At 37.1% G+C, this 16,617-nt stretch carries 11 protein-coding genes; 8 read left to right on the top strand and 3 right to left on the bottom strand.

What is annotated here, in order from left to right; genetic code table 11:
• Positions 1 to 189: 189 nt before the first annotated feature.
• Positions 190 to 6,291 (top strand): response regulator, encoded by a 6,102-nt coding sequence (locus tag H4J67_RS14315; protein ID WP_182204096.1) that lies wholly within the window; start codon positions 190 to 192, stop codon positions 6,289 to 6,291.
• A gap of 83 nt (positions 6,292 to 6,374) precedes the next feature.
• A complete protein-coding gene (locus H4J67_RS14310; protein WP_182204095.1) occupies positions 6,375 to 7,286 on the top strand; it encodes a diguanylate cyclase domain-containing protein in 912 nt (303 codons plus the stop codon).
• A gap of 321 nt (positions 7,287 to 7,607) precedes the next feature.
• On the opposite strand, the gene H4J67_RS14305 is transcribed toward H4J67_RS14310, so the two are convergent.
• The 3 genes from H4J67_RS14305 to H4J67_RS14295 form a co-directional block, all read right to left on the bottom strand.
• Positions 7,608 to 8,657: a trypsin-like peptidase domain-containing protein gene (locus H4J67_RS14305; RefSeq protein ID WP_259368614.1), complete on the bottom strand. Its 1,050-nt coding sequence runs from the start codon at positions 8,655 to 8,657 to the stop codon at positions 7,608 to 7,610.
• A gap of 126 nt (positions 8,658 to 8,783) precedes the next feature.
• Positions 8,784 to 10,139, bottom strand: coding sequence for a Do family serine endopeptidase (locus H4J67_RS14300; RefSeq protein WP_182169307.1), 1,356 nt, complete (start codon positions 10,137 to 10,139; stop codon positions 8,784 to 8,786).
• A 91-nt stretch (positions 10,140 to 10,230) separates the two neighbouring features.
• Positions 10,231 to 10,686, bottom strand: coding sequence for a YhcB family protein (locus H4J67_RS14295; RefSeq protein ID WP_182169309.1), 456 nt, complete (start codon positions 10,684 to 10,686; stop codon positions 10,231 to 10,233).
• A 176-nt stretch (positions 10,687 to 10,862) separates the two neighbouring features.
• Here H4J67_RS14295 and zapE point away from each other — a divergent pair, with 176 nt between their 5' ends.
• The 6 genes from zapE to H4J67_RS14265 all read left to right on the top strand — a co-directional run bounded on the left by zapE (position 10,863) and on the right by H4J67_RS14265 (position 16,617).
• The gene (gene zapE, locus H4J67_RS14290) at positions 10,863 to 11,978 is read left to right on the top strand and encodes a cell division protein ZapE (RefSeq protein ID WP_182204093.1); all 1,116 of its coding nucleotides are present in this window, start codon (positions 10,863 to 10,865) and stop codon (positions 11,976 to 11,978) included.
• Between the two features lie 676 nt (positions 11,979 to 12,654).
• On the top strand, positions 12,655 to 13,083 hold the full coding sequence (gene rplM / locus H4J67_RS14285; protein WP_070375783.1) for a 50S ribosomal protein L13: 429 nt from the start codon (positions 12,655 to 12,657) through the stop codon (positions 13,081 to 13,083).
• A gap of 3 nt (positions 13,084 to 13,086) precedes the next feature.
• The gene (gene rpsI, locus H4J67_RS14280) at positions 13,087 to 13,479 is read left to right on the top strand and encodes a 30S ribosomal protein S9 (protein ID WP_182169313.1); all 393 of its coding nucleotides are present in this window, start codon (positions 13,087 to 13,089) and stop codon (positions 13,477 to 13,479) included.
• A 569-nt stretch (positions 13,480 to 14,048) separates the two neighbouring features.
• Positions 14,049 to 14,639, top strand: coding sequence for a ubiquinol-cytochrome c reductase iron-sulfur subunit (petA, locus tag H4J67_RS14275; protein ID WP_182169315.1), 591 nt, complete (start codon positions 14,049 to 14,051; stop codon positions 14,637 to 14,639).
• Positions 14,639 to 15,904, top strand: coding sequence for a cytochrome bc complex cytochrome b subunit (locus tag H4J67_RS14270; protein WP_182169317.1), 1,266 nt, complete (start codon positions 14,639 to 14,641; stop codon positions 15,902 to 15,904). Before petA ends, H4J67_RS14270 begins: the two co-directional genes overlap by 1 nt.
• Positions 15,904 to 16,617, top strand: a complete 714-nt coding sequence (locus tag H4J67_RS14265; RefSeq protein WP_182204091.1) for a cytochrome c1 — start codon at positions 15,904 to 15,906, stop codon at positions 16,615 to 16,617. Before H4J67_RS14270 ends, H4J67_RS14265 begins: the two co-directional genes overlap by 1 nt.

The raw sequence follows: 16,617 nt of genomic DNA, 5'->3' as shown, positions 1-16,617 counted from the left end.
TTATCCTTAAATTAGAGGTATTATTTACCTTACTTTATACCAGTACATTGAAATAAAGTTGCGATAGCATAGTAATTAATTGAATTTCTTGTCAAGTGATAATTTTAATTATAACTTGTTGATGTCACACTTTATATTTAAGCTACATACCAGCTTACTTGAATCATTATTTATAAAAAGAAGAAACAAATGCGCGGCTTAATTCAATTATTTTCCCTCATCATATTATGTGCTACGTCGCTACACAGCTATGCAGAAAACTCGCAGTATAGTTTTGATCACTTCTCTCGTGACCAAGGGTTATCACAAGCATCAGTACAAGCTCTATATCACGATAAACAAGGTTTTATTTGGGCTGGAACTACTGATGGTCTTAATCGCTTTGACGGTTATCAATTTACAGTGTACCGCAGCAATAGCGATAAATTTGATAGTTTATCTAATAATAATGTGTTGTCGATTACCCAAGACAGCAATGAAAATTTATGGTTTGGAACAGTAAGCGGCTTAAATAGGTTTAATAAAAGTACGGAGTCATTTACTACATTTCTACATGACAACAAGCAAAATAATAGTTTGAGTAACAATATGGTTCAAACATTGACTGCTGATAAGTTTGGTAGCGTATGGGTTGGCACCAAAAATGGATTAAATAAATTTAATGGGGAAAGCTTTACTCTATTCTCCCACCAGAGTGAAGAAAATAATGCCTTACGTAACAATATTCTAGCTATTCTAGAAGATAGCAACAATGATTTATGGCTGGGTACGCAAGGTGGACTTAGTTTTTTTGATGTGAAAGCTAAGACGCTGAACGCTGTGAAAGTAGATCTTAAAGAGCAAAGTATCACCAGCCTTTTAGAATATGACGATAATACATTATGGTTGGGCACTGAAAATGGTTTGTATTTATACCACAAGAAAAACGGTTTGCTTAGTGAGCACAAAACATTAATTAATCAACTTGCTAGTAGCTATATTACCTCATTTTTACTACGGAATAATAATGACTTATGGATAACGACTAGGAATAAGGGGATTTATCGTTATAACCTCATCAGCAAAAGTATTGAGCATCTGCAATCAGACAAGAAAAAACCTGATAGCCTAATCGACAATGATATCAGGGCCATTATTAATGATAATGCCAATAACTTATGGATAGGTACATATATCAATGGTATTGATAAATATGACGTATCTAGAGAACAATTTAACCATAAAGTACAAGATGTAACAAAAAAAAATCACTTACAAGGCGGTGCTTTTTTTCATTTTTTGGAACACTCTACCGATAAATTATTAATTTCAACGTATCAATCAGGGTTAAATGAATATGACAAAACGACTGGCCAATATCATCAATATTTACACGATCCGGCCAATAATAATAGCATAGGAGCGAATACGGTTACTTGGTTAATCAATGACGAAAAACAAGGTGTTTGGCTGGGTACTGTTGGTGGTGGTTTAAATCTTTTTGATGTTGAAACAAAAGTTTTTACCCGCTTTATGCATAACCCTGATGATCCAAACAGTATTAGTCATAATAATATATTATTTATTTTTGAAGAGGATGAGCATACTTTATGGATAGGTACTTGGGGCGGTGGTCTCAATAAATTTGATACGCTCACTAAAAAGTTTACTCGCTTTATGCACGATCCTAACAATATAAATTCTTTGTCAGGTAATAATATATGGGCGATACATAAAGACGATAAAGGCTTTCTTTGGCTCGGCACCATGTTTAGTGGCCTGAATAAGTTTGACCCTAAAACGAAGACTTTTACGCACTTTCAGCATGACCCAAAAAATGACAATACCCTTAGTAATCAATTTGTTGATGCAATCCATCAAACGAGCGACGGTATTTTATGGTTGGGGACTTCAAATGGTTTAAATAAATTTGACCCATTAACAGAAAAGTTCATCCATTATAAAGAAAAAGATGGTCTTGCCAGTACTACTATTTATGGCATCTTAGAAGATGAACAAGGTCACTTATGGTTGAGTACAACCAATGGCTTGTCACGCTTTAATCCAGAAACAGAAACCTTTAAAAACTATGATGTTACTGATGGACTTCAATCAAAGGAGTTTGCCACGCTTTCATATTACAAAAGTAAATCGGGTGAGTTTTTCTTTGGCGGCGTCAATGGTTATAACCATTTTTATCCACAAGATATTAAAGACGACACCAGGTTACCAAATATCGTCCTAACCAATTTTTTGGTACATAATGAAACGGTTAAAGTAGGCTCATATGAAGAAAGTAGTAATAAAACTGAACAGCCATTTATGCTTGATGCTGTCATCAATGAATTAACACAACTAACGTTAACTCACCTTGAAAAACTGATCACTTTTGAATTTTCAGCTCTCCACTTTTCTGAGCCGATGAGTAATAAATATGCTTACACACTTGATGGTTTTGATGAGAAATGGGTTTATACCGATGCAAAAAACCGCCGTGCTACTTACACCAATGTACCGGCAGGCGATTATGTCTTTCGAGTAAAAGCCAGTAACGGCGACGGTTATTGGAACGAACAAGGAAAGTCGTTAAACGTTACCGTATTACCTGCACCCTGGCTATCTTGGTGGGCGTTCAGCCTTTATTTTATTATCGGTGTTGGCTTATTAGTCGCTTTTATTTATCGTTTGAATTATCAACGCTTAAAAGAACAGGCTATTAATATTCGCTTAACGCGTGTTGATAAATTAAAAGATGAATTTCTAGCGAATACTTCTCATGAGTTGCGCACTCCTTTAAACGGTATTATTGGCTTAGCAGAGTCATTAATTGACGGTGTTGCTGGGCAGTTGCCAGAAAAAGCGAATCATGACTTGTCTATGGTGGTGGCGAGTGGTCGACGGTTATCAAACTTAGTGAATGATATCTTAGATTTTTCGAAATTAAAAAATCATGGCTTACAAATATACACCTCTGCAATTGATATTAACAGTATGGTTGATGTGGTCTTTACTTTATCTCGAGCTACATTGAAAACAAAAGACATTGAACTAATTAATAATATTGCTAAAGATTTCCCTGCGGTCAAAGCTGATGAGGACCGTTTGCAGCAAATTCTTTTTAATTTAGTCGGCAATGCCATTAAGTTTACCCCATCAGGTACCGTGACTATTTCTGCGCAATTAGTGGGCAATAGCCATACTGATGAACAGCAATTTGTTTGTATTGATATTAGTGATACTGGGATTGGTATTGCAACAGAAAATTTGGCGACTATTTTTAAATCATTTGAACAAGTTACTGGTAACGAGACACGTTCTGCAAGTGGCACAGGTTTAGGCTTAGCGGTTTCTAAACAGCTTGTTGAGTTACATGGCGGTACTATAACGGTAATCTCGACACAGAATAAAGGCAGCATATTTAGTTTCACGCTTCCGATTTACGATATAAGTGATAGTGAATTAAGTGAACTTATCGCCGTGGGGGATGTAAACCATGAGCAAACTAAGCAACAGTTATCACGATTACAGGCCATAGATGACACTATTGACTACTTTCCTGTTGATATTTTATCACCAAAAGATAATACGACCAATAAGGAGAATAATGATTTTCGAGTATTAATCGTTGATGATGATCCGATTAACCGTCAAGTGTTAAATAACTATTTATTGTCACTGGATTATCAGCTTTTTCAAGCCCACGGTGGTGAACAAGCTTTAGCGCTTATTGAACAAGCGAGTGAAGGCTTGTTGGCGGGGGAACGTCCGTTTGATTTAATTTTACTTGATATTATGATGCCAAAAGTTTCAGGTTATGAAGTCTGTCGAAAACTTCGAGAAAAATATTCAGTGAATGAATTACCAGTGATCTTTTTAACGGCTAAAAACCAAGTCGTTGACTTAGTTGAAAGTTTTTCTGCTGGCGGTAATGATTATTTAACTAAACCCATTTCAAAACACGAACTATTATCGCGTGTTGAAACGCATTTAACCTTGCTCGATATTAACCGAAGTTTAGAAACGAAAGTTGCTGAGCGTACCGTTGAACTCGAATATGCGATGCAAGCAAAAGGTGAGTTTTTGGCAAAAATGAGTCATGAAATTCGCACACCGATGAATGCTATTATTGGTTTAGGTTATTTAACCCTGAAAACTGATTTAAATCCCCATCAAAAAGACTTAATTAGCAAAACTCAAGACGCTTCTCAAGCGCTTTTAGGACTAATTAACGATATTCTAGACTTCTCCAAAATTGAAGCCGGTAAAATGTCAGTAGAGTCGATAACAATGAATATGGGGGGCTTAATTAATAAAACCAATAATATTTGTGCGTTGCGTGCTCATGCTAAAGATTTAGAGCTTATTGTTAAAGTACATAGCGATGTGCCAAAGCATATCAAGTCTGATCCGGTGCGCTTGCAACAAATTTTAGTGAACTTAGTGAGTAATGCCATTAAGTTTACCGAACAAGGACATATCCTTATTGAAGTCGCTCTGGCTAAACAGTCATTAATGGCTGATGACCGTAATCAGCTAACGCTTGAATTTAGTGTGAGTGACACCGGTATTGGTCTCGAACAATCAACAATGAATAACCTCTTTCAGTCGTTCACCCAAGCCGACAGTTCAATTACCCGAAAATTTGGTGGCACTGGTTTAGGCTTATCTATTTGTAAAGAGTTAAGTGGTTTAATGGGGGGTGAGATTTGGGTTGAAAGTACGTTAGGAGAAGGCAGTAAATTTAGCTTTAATATTGTCTGTGAAAAAAGCGATTTACCGGGCAATGAGCTGATAAATATTAACGCTATTAAAGGGCTTAATATATTAGTGGTGGATGACAATGAGCTTTGCTTGAATGTTATCACTGAGTTGTTACAAGAGTTTCATTGTCAAATTACCGCAGTAGCTAGCGCAGAAACAGCATTAGCATTGTTAGCAACGGCAAAAAGTAATAATAAATCTTATGATGTGGTTATTACTGATTGGCGTATGCCCAAAATGGACGGTATTTCTTTTGCTAAAGCGATACAAGATGATAAAAATCAATATAACGTTCGAGCAGTGTTAATGGTGACGGCATTTGATAAAAGTGATGCCATGCCGTTAGCACATTCATCAGGTATTGATGGCTTCTTAGAGAAACCTGTTAATGCCAGCTTGCTATTAGAGGCGATAATGGACGTATTAAAAATCTCCCCAGATGAAGACTTTTACAGTATAAAAAATGCAAGTTTAATGGATTTTTCAACAACCGACATATTATTAGTTGAAGATAATGAGTTAAACCAACAGGTCGTCTTAGGGTTTTTAGAAGATACCCAAGCGAATGTTGATGTTGCAGAGAATGGCCTTGTCGCCCTAGAAAAATTAGCCAATAAAAGTTATGACTTGGTTTTGATGGACATTCAAATGCCTGAAATGGATGGGGTAACAGCTACACAAGAAATTAGAAAACAAGCCCAATTTAAAAAACTGCCTATTATTGCTATGACAGCTCACGCGATGCCAGATGAGCTCAATAAATGTTTGGCAGCCGGTATGAATGAATATTTCACTAAACCGATTGACCCTAATGCGTTATTTAGTTTAATGGCAAAATACTTAAGTGATAAAATTAATGCCGTGGTAAACAAATCTGTCGATATTAAAGAGCAAAATCTTGATGTTACTGAGTTAATCTCGGATAACTCTGAAAAAACATTAATGAATCGCATTGCACAACTGAGCTGTTTAAACAGTAAGAAAGCCTTGCTGGCGATGGGTGGCAGACAGCACATTTATCAAAAACTCGTTGTCGACTTTCATAAAAGTACCCTAAAAATCCCTCAAAAAATGGAGCAAGCTTACCAAGATAAAGATGTTGAAAGTCTATATCGAATGATTCATTCTTTGAAATCTAATGCTGCTTATATTGGTGCCTTCTGTTTAGCTGAGTTATCAGCAGAGCTGGAAGGGAAAATAAAAGAGCAACCTGAGAACTGTTTATCACTCATCAGACAACTAATAACAGAACACCAGATGATATTATCAGCCTTAGCGACCTTGACTAATAGTAATACAGATAGGTTATTAACTGATGAGCCTAAAATGTTCATTAACAAAGGGTTACTTCTCGTACTGTTAAATTCTATTGTCGACTTACTTAAAAAAGAAGATGCAGAAGTCGAAGACTTATTACCGCAGTTAATCGAATATACCCGAGGAAGTGACCTCGTTGAACTTGTTGATAATATTGTCGAATTAGTTGAAGATATCGAATACGCTAGCGCATTAAGCCTTATCGAAGCATTAAGGAATAAACTTGTCTATTAGTCGGCTCAAGGGCAAGTGAGTATGAGTGGGTCAAGTTTAGCTTGATTATTATCTGTTTTAAAAGAAAAAGTTGATAGCGGAAAATGAAAACTTTAGAGCAAATCATTTTAATTGTTGATGACGATAAAGCAAACCGTAAAATGCTAAAAGAGTTGTTGCAGGAACAAGCAAAAATTATTTTTGCGAAAAATGGTAAACAAGCCAGAGAACTTGCTATAAAACATCTTCCTGATCTTATTTTATTAGATGTGGTTATGCCTGATATTTCTGGTTTTGAGGTCATCGATTATTTGAAAAATGACCCTAAGACAATGAATATCTCGGTTATTTTTATCACAGGTTTAGCTAATGATGATGATGAAGAGCGTGGTTTTAATTTAGGCGGCTGTGATTATATATATAAGCCCTTTAAACCTAACATTGTTATTGCTCGCGTGATGATGCATTTAGAATTAATTCGTCAACGTAAAATGTTAGATGAAATTGCTCATATTGACGCCTTAACTGGGGTTAATAACCGGCGCAAGATGGATATTGTTTTAAAAGATGAAGTTGCAGCAAATAAATATGAGCATACCAATCTACTCGTGGCAATTCTCGATATCGATTACTTTAAACAATATAATGATGGTTACGGTCATGGCGCTGGCGATGTTGCTTTAAGGCAAGTCGGACAGGCGCTTCGTGAGATCTGTGTACGACCACGAGACTTTATCGCACGCTATGGTGGTGAAGAATTTGTTATTATCTTACCTGATTGTGATGAAGCGAGCGCCGAAATTATGCTCAGTAATATTGCTCAAGCGATTAAAGATAAAAAAATTAAACATCAGTATTCTAGTGTGTCGCCACAATTAACAGTCAGTGTTGGTGCTGTGGTGGTTAAGTCATCTCAGTCTGTTGTTGTCGCTAATGTTATGCAAAAAGCGGACAGTTTACTCTATCAGGCGAAAAACAATGGCCGTAATCAATACTGTCTTACTGAACTGAACTGAACGAGCTAGGCAAACTCTTTATCAACAGCGCCAAGTGTTTGTTAACTTTTGGCGCAAGAAACAAAACACCCATGGCGTTATAATTTAATCATTGTCTTGTTGAACTGAACTGAACCAGCTAGGCAAACTGTTTATCAACAGCGACAAATGTTTGTTAACTTTTGGCGCAAGAAATAAAACACCCATGGCGTTATAATTTAATCACTGTCTTGTTGAACTGAGCTGAACGAGCTAGGCAAACTGTTTATCAACAGTGCCAAATGTTTGTTAACTTTTGGCGCAAGAAATAAAATATATTTGGTATTATCATTTTATTACGGGTTAATCTTTTGTCTTTTCAGAAATAGTGACAGATATTTCTATTAACTGTTTCTTTCGTATTAATTTAAAAGGTAATACGCTGCCAGGTTGAGTTTCTGCCACTATATCTTGTGCTTGTATAAATGAACTAATGGCGACATTATTAATCTGATAAACGATATCACCCGGTTGCAAGCCAGCTCTAAAGGCAGGGCTGTTCTTTTCAACGCCAGCAATAGTAAAACCTTTAAAGTTGTTTGGTAGCGAGTTAATACTTACGCCTAAGTAGCCACGTATTACCCGACCATTAGCAATTATTTTTCGCATCACTTTATGGGCGAGTGAATAAGGAACGGCGAAAAATATTCCCTGAATATTCCTTTCTGTATCAATGAACTTTCTTGAATTAATACCTACCAGCTCGCCATTAGTATTAATAAGCGCACCGCCGGAATTACCATCATTGATGGCCGCGTCCATTTGTAATAATTCTAAATAATTAATGACACTTAAACCGCTACGACCTGTGGCACTAATTACGCCCTGAGTCACTGTTTGTCCTAAATTCAGTGGATTACCTATCGCTAATACCACATCACCAGCAAGTGATTGTAAATCAGCTCTCTGTGGAATAACCGGTAGGTTAGCCGTGTCTACTTTAAGGACGGCTAAATCAGTATAAGTATCATAACCAATAAGTTCTGCTGAAAAACGTTGGCCATTTTGCAGATCAACATTTATTAAATCAGCATTTTGTACGACGTGAAAATTGGTTAATATATAGCCGTTAGAATCCATGATAACGCCAGAACCTAAGCGGGTAGACCTTCTTGCTTTTGCACCATAGACAGGGCTAGTGCTTATATCTTCTGAATAGATGTTAACAACAGCAGGACTGGCAGTACTTACTGCTCTTGCATAAGATAATGGTTGTTGTTGTGGTTGATTGTTTTGCAGTACTTGTAAAGTGTTGTTCCGTAACTCTGGTACTAACAGAAGTAGAGTAACAGCTATCATCACGCCATAACTGGCTGGACGAACAATGTATTTTATTAGGTTTATTATGTTCAAAATTAATTTTTATGATGAGTGTTTAATATCGCTAGCATAGCATAGGTCTGCTTTAATCTTATAGTTTGAAAAATAAAAAAGGCTCATAAAGAGCCTTTAGATAAGTCTAATATCACCCCTGTGGTATTAGCGGATCATTAAGAACAATGTGCTATTACCTCTGACAATATTGAGAGCAAAAACCCCTTTGTTATCATTTAAATAGCTGCGTAGTTCACCTATAGACTTGATACGTGTGCGGTTTATTCCACTGATCACGTCACCTTTTTGTAAGCCAATAGCGGCGGCGGGACTTTCTTCTTCCACTGACTTAATATCAATACCTTGATCATTCGTACTATTTTGAAGTTCAGCCCCATCTAACATTCTGTGGATGCTTGCGGCCTCTACTTTTGCTGTTTCTTGTTTTTTAAGCGTAACGTCATAAGTCTTTTCTGAACCGTCTTTTTTGATGACCGTTAATTCAACAGACTTGCCTGCACCGATCGAGCCAATCTTTCCTCGAATGGCGGCAAACGTTTTCACCACTTTTCCGTTCACTTTGGTAATAACATCACCAGACTCAATACCGGCATCGGCAGCAGCAGAATCAGCAATGACTTGCTCGATAAAGCCACCTTGGCTTGACTCGAGTTCTAGCGCCTTGGCGATTTCACCATTCACACTTCGGCCTAACACGCCAAGGACACCGCGGCGAACTTCGCCAAACTCAATTAATTGTTTAACAATGTTATCGACCATATTACTGGGTATGGCAAAGCCAATACCCACATTGCCACCATTAGGGCCTAATATCGCCGTATTAATGCCAACAAGTTTACCGTGTAAGTTAATGAGTGCGCCACCCGAATTACCACTGTTAATGGCTGCATCAGTTTGAATAAAGTCTTCGTAATTCTGTGCATTTAATCCGCTACGTCCTAAAGCACTTATAATACCTGATGTGACGGTTTGACCTAAACCAAAAGGGCTACCAATGGCAACAGCAAAATCTCCAACCCGTATGTTATCTGAGTCAGCTAACTTTACTTCAATTAAATCTTCAGCGTCTATTTGTAGTAAAGCGATATCACTACTGGCATCAGAGCCAATTTTTTTTGCGGTGATTTGACGACCGTCTTTTAACGTTATTTGAATTTCATCAGCTTCACTGATGACATGATTATTAGTGACTATGTAGCCTTGTGCAGCATCAATAATGACCCCTGAGCCTAAACCTCGAAATTCACGCTTTCTTGATTGGTTTTGTTGAGGATTACCAAAGAAAAACTTTAAGGCATCTGGTACTGTAGATTTATCTTCGTGGGTACCGGTAACCGAAATTAGCACGACACCCGGAGTGACCTTTTCTAGCATCGGCGCTAGACTTGGCAACTGTTGACCACTAACGGAAAAAGGTAAATTGGCTTGAACGGGCAAACTTGCCAAGGCAATAGAGCTAGAAAGAAGAATATTTGTTGCTAAAACAGACAGTTTTTTCATAAAAGAGACAACCTTCTTATAAACATAAATGATTAATGTAATTTTATACTCAACTAAAGACCTCTGCTGTGTGCGTTAGTTCCAAAGAACATTAGCCTACATTTGTAACACTTTGTTTCTTGTCGACAAAAAGTCCACTCGCTTGGCCTGAATAGTCAAGTGGTGGTTCAGTGCTTGTTTCTTCACTCTTACGTTCGGCTCTGTTATGACGTAATGAGACCGTTTGTGCAAGTTGTTCTTGTGTTTCTTTTGAGAAAAAAGGCATGCCATCAACGTCTAAAGGTGTTGCTTGCTTTAATAATTGCGTACTTTTTTCCATTTGCAACATTGCTGTTTGGCAAGTGCTATTCATTTTGTCCAACAGTATTGTTGAGTCATCTAAATGTTCTGCAACATCGAGTTTATATTGTGCTAAAGCGTCTTCACTATTACTAACGCGTGCACTAAGTTTTTGATTGTCTTGGACTGATGCAGATAAAAAACGACTAGCAACAAAACCTATTGCCGCACCAACTAATAAAAGAAAAATTGCTAAAACTATATCCATAGTGTCAAACCCTCGTTATATTCAATAAAATTAGTAAAAATATGGGAACTTATTTTGTATAATAGCGCTTCTGTTCGCGCTTACCTAATCAATATGATTGCGAATTTGTTAATTTCAAGAAAATATTCCATTAGTCCTGTAAAGACTTTGTGAAAAAAAATATAAGTGGCCAATAAATGATCAAGCTTTCACCTCTAGATAAGTATAATGAAGATTTAACCCGTGATGATTTTTTACATGACGATGCGCAGGAAAATGCGGTAAAAAACTTACAGAGGCTCTATGAAGATCTTCAAAATAAACCCTTACCCGTTGAAGGGTTTAAGAAAGTGCTTCATCGCTGGAAGCGCATTGTTGCTTCATCTGAAACTAAAACCATACAAGGACTTTATTTTTGGGGGGGCGTTGGTCGAGGGAAAACTTATTTAGTTGATACCTTTTATGATTGTTTGCCTTTTGATAATAAAATGCGTGTTCACTTTCATCGCTTTATGCACCGTGTTCATCAAGAATTAAAAACATTAACAGGGCAAGCTGACCCATTGAAAATAATTGCCAAACGTTTTGCTGATGAAACCTGCATTATTTGTTTTGATGAATTTTTTGTTTCCGACATTACCGATGCAATGATTCTTGGCGCTTTGTTTGAAGAATTATTTGCACATAATGTTACTTTAGTGGCAACGTCAAATATTATACCTGACGGTTTGTACCGTAATGGTTTGCAACGTGAACGTTTTTTACCAGCTATTAAACTCATCAATAAACATTGTGATGTAGTAAATGTCGATAGCGGTATTGATTACCGTTTGCGAACCCTAAAGCAAGCCGAGATTTACCATGCTCCACTTGATGCCGAGGCAAGCGAAAACCTGGCGCAATATTTTATTCAATTGTCGGTCAAACCAGGTAAAAAAGATGTTGAAGTTAAAATAAATAATCGCTCATTATCGGCGATTGAAGAGTCCGACGGTATTGTACACTTTGATTTTTCGGTGTTGTGTGAATCCGCACGTAGTCAAACTGACTATATGGAGATAAGTCGTTTGTATCACACGGTATTATTAGCCAATGTCAAACAAATGAGTGTTGATCGTGAAGATGCGGCGCGTCGATTTATTGCCTTGGTTGATGAATTTTATGAGCGTAATGTAAAATTAATTATTTCCGCTGAAGTCGAAATGGAAAATTTATACAGCCACGGTGGACTGGAATTTGAGTTCAACCGTTGTTTAAGTCGTTTACAAGAAATGCAGTCACATGATTATTTAGCAAGTAAGCACTTACCTTAGTGAGATAGTAGGCTCTACTTAAAGATAATTATAAAAATGCCGATTTAGCGATCGGCATTTTTTTATGCCAATTTTTAGAATTATTACGCGAGTAAACTATATGTTGTGTTTTTTATTTAACTTGATCCAGTATGTAGAGCTTTGGATTTGTCATTTATTTTTATAGGTAATATAGACCATAAATAAAGTGAAAAAATTGAAACACATTTAAGGCATTAGCTAAGTTTCCAACAAGTGAAAAAGATAACCACCAGCAAGCCTACATTGAAAAAAGTGCGAAACAATAAAAGTTAAAGAGGGAAGTGAGGTATTAGCTTTTCCAACCACAGCAAGCCAAAGTGTAAAATGTTATCAAAAATCGGTAGCCTCCTTAGACAATTGCGCTATTTGCTTAAATTACAGCGATTCAAAATGTGATTCATTATTAGCTAGCGATTGTATTCGTGATAAAAGTTTAAAAAAAGTGCAATTGATTGTGATTTATAGGTGATCTTAGCAGATAACTTCTGTATAATCCGCGCTCCCTGCGTTACAAATGCCTACTGTTTTTGACTTTTGTGAAAAGTAGTGGCGATGGACTCGATACTCGAAGGGGTAGAGCGTGGTCTTTTTAACCGGTGATGCTAATTCTTAGCATTTATCATTTAAAGTAACATAATAAATATTGGGTTTTTTAATGAAAACTTTTGTAGCAAAACCAGAAAGCGTACAACGCGAATGGTTCTTAGTGGACGCCGAAGATAAGACTTTAGGACGTATCGCTACTGAAATTGCAACCCGTTTACGCGGCAAGCATAAAGCAGAATATACTCCTCACGTAGATACTGGCGATTATATCGTTGTTATTAACGCTGAGAAAGTGAAAGTAACTGGTAATAAAGCGAAGGGTAAAATTTACTACTCGCATACAGAATTCCCAGGCGGTCTTAAGCAAATTAGTTTTGAAAAGCTAATTGAAAAAGCTCCAGAGCGTGTTTTAGAATTCGCAGTTAAAGGTATGTTACCTAAAGGTCCTTTAGGTCGTGAAATGTTCCGTAAGCTTAAAGTTTACGCGGGCACTGAACATAAGCATACTGCACAACAACCACAACTTTTGGAGCTTTAAGCAATGGCTGATAATCAATATTACGGTACTGGTCGTCGCAAGAGCTCAACTGCTCGTGTGTTCATGAAAGCTGGTAACGGTGCAATTACAATTAACAAGCGTGACATTTCTGTATACTTTGGTCGTGAAACGGCTCGTATGGTTGTTCGTCAACCATTAGAATTAGTTGAAATGTTAGAAAAGTTTGACTTTAACATCACTGTTGTTGGTGGTGGTATTTCTGGTCAAGCTGGCGCAATTCGTCACGGTATCACTCGTGCATTAATGGAGTTCGATGAAACTTTACGTGGTTCTCTACGTGTAGCTGGTTTCGTAACTCGTGATGCTCGTAAAGTTGAACGTAAGAAAGTTGGTTTACACAAGGCTCGTAAAAAGCCACAATTTTCAAAACGTTAATATTTACCTTATACGTTTTCAAAAAACCGACTTTATGTCGGTTTTTTTATATCTGTTATTTAGAAAAATCAACATCCGCAGTAAAGGTAAAATCGCGGGCTTTTTATCATTAAAATAACCTTAGGCGATAATAAATAATACAGTGCGAGCTCCAATAAAATGGTAAACTTTCAATGAACAGCAATAAAAATAATATGGGTGAAAATAGTCCTACTATTAAGCTGTTTACTGAACACTTTTTTGTTGGTTAGCCATTACACTTAGCTATATAAGTATTAAAATAATTTATCAGATAGTGAAAGAGAAACTATTTTTTTGTGCGTTTTTTTTGAATAATAATCTTTCGTATTTAGTTGTGTGTCTAAAGTGATAAAGTCAGTGAAATAAAGATATATAACCGATGTTTTGCTTATTTTTACTTGTAAAAAAGTGCTTATTTCTTTATTATCAGAAAAATTTTTGTCACAAGTTTTGGCGAACAATTGGAAAGTATTTTCTCTCGCAACTCGCTGAAGCTGTGAGAATAATAATTCGAATTTGTTTGAAACAATGTTATTTGGAGATTTTAAATGAGCAATGCGCCCGTGAATAACGGCCGTCGACGCTTTTTAACTGCTGCTACTTCGGTAGTAGGTGGTGTTGGTGTTGTCGGTTTGGCTGTGCCTTTCATTGGTTCTTGGAACCCTAGTGCTAGAGCGAAAGCTGCAGGTGCTCCGGTTGAAGTCAATGTTAGTAAAATAGAACCAGGTCAATTAATTCGCGCTGAATGGCGAGGAAAACCTGTTTATGTGGTCCGAAGAACTGAAGAAATATTATCAACTTTAGCGGCGCATGACGATCAATTGAAAGACCCTGGTTCAGAAGAGCCCCAACAACCTACTTATGCAACTAATGCATATCGTTCAATTAAGCCTGAGTTTATGGTTGCTCTAGGCGTTTGTACTCATTTGGGTTGTGCTCCTACTCACCACCAAGGCGATTTTGAAGAGTTTGTTGAGGGTGTAAAAGACGGTTTCTTTTGCCCTTGTCACGGCTCTAAATTCGATATGGCTGGACGTGTTTTTCAAAGCGTTCCTGCACCAACAAATTTGGTGGTTCCTGAGCATTCATTCCCAACAGCAGACACCTTATTAATTGGTGTTAATACAGGAGAAGCATAATGTTATCTAATTTAATGGTGTGGATTAATAAACGTTTACCGTTAACCGACGCGGTAAACAAGCATGCTGGTCAATATCCTGCACCTAAAAACTTTAATTTTTGGTATGTATTTGGTGTTTTAGCGAGTGTCGTACTCGTCAATCAATTGTTAACGGGTGTTTGGTTAACAATGAGTTATGAACCATCAGGTGAAGGTGCGTTCGCTTCTGTAGAATACATCATGCGTGATGTTGATTACGGCTGGTTACTTCGCTATATGCATTCTACAGGCGCGTCAGCGTTTTTTGTTGTTGTTTATATGCATATGTTCCGTGGCATGATGTACGGTTCATACCAAAAGCCTCGTGAATTACTTTGGATCTTCGGTATGTTGATCTTTTTAGTGCTTATGGCTGAAGCTTTCATGGGTTACTTATTACCTTGGGGTAATATGTCTTATTGGGGCGCGCAGGTTATTATTTCTCTGTTTGGTGCTATTCCAATTATAGGTGATGACTTAACACTCTGGATACGCGGTGATTACGTTATATCAGGTGCTACCTTAAACCGTTTCTTTGCTTTACACGTTATTGCAATGCCATTGGTTTTAGTTGTATTAGTTTTCTTACATATTCTTGCACTTCATGAAGTGGGTTCGAACAACCCTGAAGGCACAAATATTAAAAAACCTAAAGGCAGTGTGCCATTAGAAGAGCACAGTAAATTTACTTTCCATGAGCAATATACTAAAAAATACGATATCGTCGATGCGATCCCGTTCCACCCCTATTATACAGTTAAAGATTTAGTGGCGATTGTTATCTTCTTAATCATTTTCTCTTGGGTAATGTTTTTTAACCCTGAAGGCGGTGGCTATTTTATGGAAGCGCCAAATTTTGAACCTGCAAATGGTTTGAAAACACCAGAGCATATTGCACCGGTTTGGTATTTTGGACCTTTTTATACCATTTTACGTGTAATCCCTGATAAGTTATTAGGGGCAGTTGGTATGTTTTCTGCGATCATTGTTTTATTCTTATTACCTTGGTTTGACCGTGGTACAGTGAAATCTATTAAGTTCCGTTGTACGGCTCATACGGTTAACTTATCGCAATTTGTTATTTGTTTCATTGCTTTGGGTATTTTAGGTACGTTGCCATCAACACCGATCTACAACTTAATTGGTACTATCGCTACGTTTGGTTATTTTGGTTTCTTTCTTGCCTTATGGGTATATAGTAAGAACGAAAAAACTAAGCCCGTTCCAGAGAGGGTTTCAGGATAATGAATAAATTTATTAGAGCTTTTATTTTTGGAATTTTTGCGCTTGTGCCTATGCTCACACTTGCTGGTAGCAGTGGTGTTCATTTAGACAAAGCGGGTAATGATTTAAGTGACAAAGAGTCACTTAAACGTGGTTTTCAATCTTACATTAATTATTGTTTAGGTTGTCACCAGTTACAGTACCAAAGATACAATCGTACTTTTGAGGATTTAGGTATTAGTGAAGCCGATGGTATTGCTAATTATATGTATACGGGTGAAAAAGTCGGTGATCATATTACTAATACTATGCCAGCAAAAGATGCGGCTAAATGGTTTGGTAATACACCACCTGATTTAACGCTAATGGCGCGTTTAAAACCAGGGCCTGATTATATTTATACTTACTTGCGTTCTTTCTACGTTGATCCTGAACGTCCCTTTGGCGTTAATAACACCGTATTAAAAAATGCGGGTATGCCGCATGTTTTACAGGGGTTACAAGGTGTTCGTACGATGGACGAAAATGGTAATCTCAGTGAAGCAACGGGTGGTTCTATGACCGTTGAAGAGTACGATGCCTTTGCTCGTGATTTAGCCAATTTCTTAGAGTACACCGGTGAGCCAAGTAAGCTTAAGCGTGAAGCTATGGGATATTGGGTAATAGGTTTCTTATTTATTTTCCTTATTTTTGCTTACTTACTTAAAGTTGAATATTGGAAGGACGTACATTAA

The sequence above is a fragment of the Colwellia sp. BRX10-4 genome (assembly GCF_014077465.1).
In the GTDB taxonomy this organism is placed as follows: Bacteria; Pseudomonadota; Gammaproteobacteria; order Enterobacterales; family Alteromonadaceae; genus Colwellia_A.
Note: the sequence above shows the minus strand (reverse complement) of the source record. Positions and strands in the feature narration are given on the sequence as shown.

Coding starts and splice junctions, on each gene's coding strand:
- H4J67_RS14315 (WP_182204096.1), top strand. CDS start 190: ATGCGCGGCTTAATTCAATTATTTTCCCTCATCATATTATGTGCTACG.
- H4J67_RS14310 (WP_182204095.1), top strand. CDS start 6,375: ATGAAAACTTTAGAGCAAATCATTTTAATTGTTGATGACGATAAAGCA.
- H4J67_RS14300 (WP_182169307.1), bottom strand. CDS start 10,139: ATGAAAAAACTGTCTGTTTTAGCAACAAATATTCTTCTTTCTAGCTCT.
- H4J67_RS14295 (WP_182169309.1), bottom strand. CDS start 10,686: ATGGATATAGTTTTAGCAATTTTTCTTTTATTAGTTGGTGCGGCAATA.
- zapE (WP_182204093.1), top strand. CDS start 10,863: ATGATCAAGCTTTCACCTCTAGATAAGTATAATGAAGATTTAACCCGT.
- rplM (WP_070375783.1), top strand. CDS start 12,655: ATGAAAACTTTTGTAGCAAAACCAGAAAGCGTACAACGCGAATGGTTC.
- rpsI (WP_182169313.1), top strand. CDS start 13,087: ATGGCTGATAATCAATATTACGGTACTGGTCGTCGCAAGAGCTCAACT.
- petA (WP_182169315.1), top strand. CDS start 14,049: ATGAGCAATGCGCCCGTGAATAACGGCCGTCGACGCTTTTTAACTGCT.
- H4J67_RS14270 (WP_182169317.1), top strand. CDS start 14,639: ATGTTATCTAATTTAATGGTGTGGATTAATAAACGTTTACCGTTAACC.
- H4J67_RS14265 (WP_182204091.1), top strand. CDS start 15,904: ATGAATAAATTTATTAGAGCTTTTATTTTTGGAATTTTTGCGCTTGTG.